This is a genomic window from Mesorhizobium sp. M1A.F.Ca.IN.022.07.1.1 (genome assembly GCF_003997575.1).
Taxonomy (GTDB): domain Bacteria; phylum Pseudomonadota; class Alphaproteobacteria; order Rhizobiales; family Rhizobiaceae; genus Mesorhizobium.
Genome location: NZ_RZST01000108.1, coordinates 1 through 2,500, shown reverse-complemented (window position 1 = coordinate 2,500; position 2,500 = coordinate 1). Strand labels below are relative to the sequence as shown.

The following is a 2,500-nucleotide window of genomic DNA, read 5'->3' as shown; positions in this document are numbered from 1 at the left end:
AAAGGTCGGCTGGGCCGGCGGCTACGGCAAGCAGATCATCATCCGCCACGCCAATGGCTACGAAACTTCCTACAATCACCAGAGCGCTTTCGCCAAAGGGATCGAGCCGGGCGTGCGCGTGCGTCAGGGCCAGGTCATCGGCTATCTCGGCCAGACCGGCCTCGCCACCGGCCCGCACCTCCACTACGAGCTGATCGTCAACGGCACCAAGGTCGACCCGATGCGCGTCCGCCTGCCGGTCGGCAAGGTGCTGAAGGGCGACGATCTCGTTGCCTTCAAGCGCGAGCGCGAGCGTATCGACGACCTGCTCAAGCAGGAAGACGGAAATTCGCTGAAGGTCGCCAGCGCCAAGACCGATTCGCAGCTTCCCAACTAATCCGGCGAATCGCCCGTCTGCCGTGGCCAGGGCAGCGCCTGTCCGGGCACGGTGAGCCAGGCGAGGATCGACGATAGCAGGCAAAGCAGCGTCGTGACGGCGGCGACCGCGGCAAAGGCCGAATCGCTTGCCGCAATCCTCAACGCGTCGAGATTGGCCGCGAGCCCGGACGCCGGCGGTTCGCCGAAACCGGGCATGCCGGCAGGGCTGCCGGTCGATCGCGCATAGACGAAAGCCGCGAGCGAGCCCATCGCCGCCACCGCGATCAGGCCGCCGGTGCGCGAGACGGCATTGTTGATGCCGGATGCCGCGCCCGTGTCCTTGTCCTCGACGGAGGTCATGATCGCCGTCGACAGCGGCGACACGACGAGCGCCATGCCGAGCCCCATCACCGCCATCAGCGGAAAGGTCCCGGTCCAGAAATTGTGGATCCCGGCATGGGCGAGCAGGGCCATGCCGGCAAAGGCGATGGCGACGACCAAGCTGCCGGCGGCGATCGGCAGGCGCGGGCCGATCTTGTCGGACCACTGGCCGACCGGCCCCGACAGCAGCGCGATCAATGCCGACAGCGGCAGGAAGATGAAGCCGACCTCGGCCGAACTCAGTCCCCAGCCCGCGATCAGAACCATGGGCAGGTAGAACAGGTTCGCCGACAGCGCGAAATAGAGGAAGAAGGTCGCGAGATTGGCGCCGGCGAAGGCCCCGATGCGAAACAGGCCGAGATCGATCATCGGCTCGCGCTGCCAGCGCTCATAGAGAATGAAAATGAAAAGCAGGACGACGCCAGCGACGATCGCCGGCCCGGCCATTATCCCGCCGCCCTCGGCGTTCATCGCCGTCAGCCCATAGGCCAGCGCCCCGAAGGCGAGCGTGGCGAGCGCGGCGCCCCCGAGGTCGAGGCTGCGCTTTTCGGTCGGCTGGTCCGCCGGTATCTTGGCGAGCAGCAGATAGATCGAAACCAGTCCGAGCGGCAGGTCGACGGCAAAGATCGTGCGCCAGACGCCGTTGCCGAAAGTCGACAGCACGAAGCCGCCGAGCACCGGCCCGAGCGCCGTGGTCAGCGCCGAGGCCGCGGCCCAGATGCCGATCGCCCGGCCACGCTCCTTTTTGGGGTAGGCCTTGGCGATGATGGCGAGGCTGCCCGGCACCATGACGGCGGCGCCGACGCCTTGAATGGCGCGGAACACGATCAGCATTGCCGGATTGGGCGCCAGCGCGCAGGCGAGCGACGCCGCGATGAAGACCGCTATGCCGGTCACGAATGCGCGCCTGAGGCCGAATCGGTCGCCGGCGGCGCCACCGGCCAGAATCAGCGCCGAAAGCGTCAGCGCATAGGCGTTGGAGATCCATTGCGCTTGCGCCAGGCTGGCGCCGAGATCGACGCGCAAGGCCGGCATGGCGATCGCCAGGATCGAACCGTCGATGAAGCCGAGCGCCGAGGCCAGAATTGCCGCGACCAGCACGAACTTGCGCTGCGTCTGCGGGCAAAAGGTGCCGTTCGCGCGCGTCGCGGTCGAAAGCGAATCGGCTGTGGCTTCACTCGAGGAAGGCATGAAAACCTGCTTAGCTCTCCGGCGTATCGGTAACAACGAGCCAGAAGATTGCAGTTCTGAAACCAGTTTGGTCTGACGGCATGGCCAGGAAGGTAGCCATCGTAAATGCAAACGAGCCGTCGCGTGCTAGGTTCCGGCCGGTCATTCCAGAAGGGGAAGAGCCAGCCTATGCTTCATCACCCGCTGCTCAGCGCGGGTTCATCCTGGCGATGCAGCGGATCTATGCAACCGCCCTGCGCGGCTCATTGCTGCGCAAAATCATCGACTGAAGACCCGCCGACGAACTCGACGGTCACGCCCGGCGACACCAGCTTGGCGAGCTCTCGCGCATCCCAGTTGGTCAGGCGCACGCAGCCGTGGCTTTCGGTCTTGCCGATCTTGGAAGGATCGGGCGTGCCGTGGATGCCGTAGGTCGGCTTGTCCAGCGCGATCCAGACCGAACCGACCGGACCGTTCGGCCCCGGCGGGATGGTCAGGATTTTGTCGTTCTGGCCCTGCTTGAAATTGATGCTGGGATTATAGGTGTAATTGGGATCGAGCGCGATGCGCGACACGGTGTGGATGCCGGTGG

At 65.6% G+C, this 2,500-nt stretch carries 3 protein-coding genes (1 of these 3 cut by a window edge); 1 reads left to right on the top strand and 2 read right to left on the bottom strand.

What is annotated here, in order from left to right; translation table 11 throughout:
• Positions 1-376, top strand: the final stretch of a protein-coding gene (locus EOA75_RS14490; RefSeq protein ID WP_127324516.1) for a M23 family metallopeptidase. The gene continues 1,604 nt to the left of window position 1, outside the view; 376 of the gene's 1,980 nt are visible here — the last part of the coding sequence; its start codon lies off the left edge, out of view; the stop codon is at positions 374-376.
• On the opposite strand, the gene EOA75_RS14485 is transcribed toward EOA75_RS14490, so the two are convergent.
• Entirely contained in the window at positions 373-1,929 is a 1,557-nt protein-coding gene (locus EOA75_RS14485) for an MFS transporter (RefSeq protein ID WP_127324514.1), read from the bottom strand. The genes EOA75_RS14490 and EOA75_RS14485 overlap by 4 nt on opposite strands.
• Before the next feature lie 242 nt (positions 1,930-2,171).
• Positions 2,172-2,500, bottom strand: a 329-nt coding sequence (locus EOA75_RS14480) for a L,D-transpeptidase (protein WP_164747386.1), incomplete at its 5' end; no start/stop codon positions are given.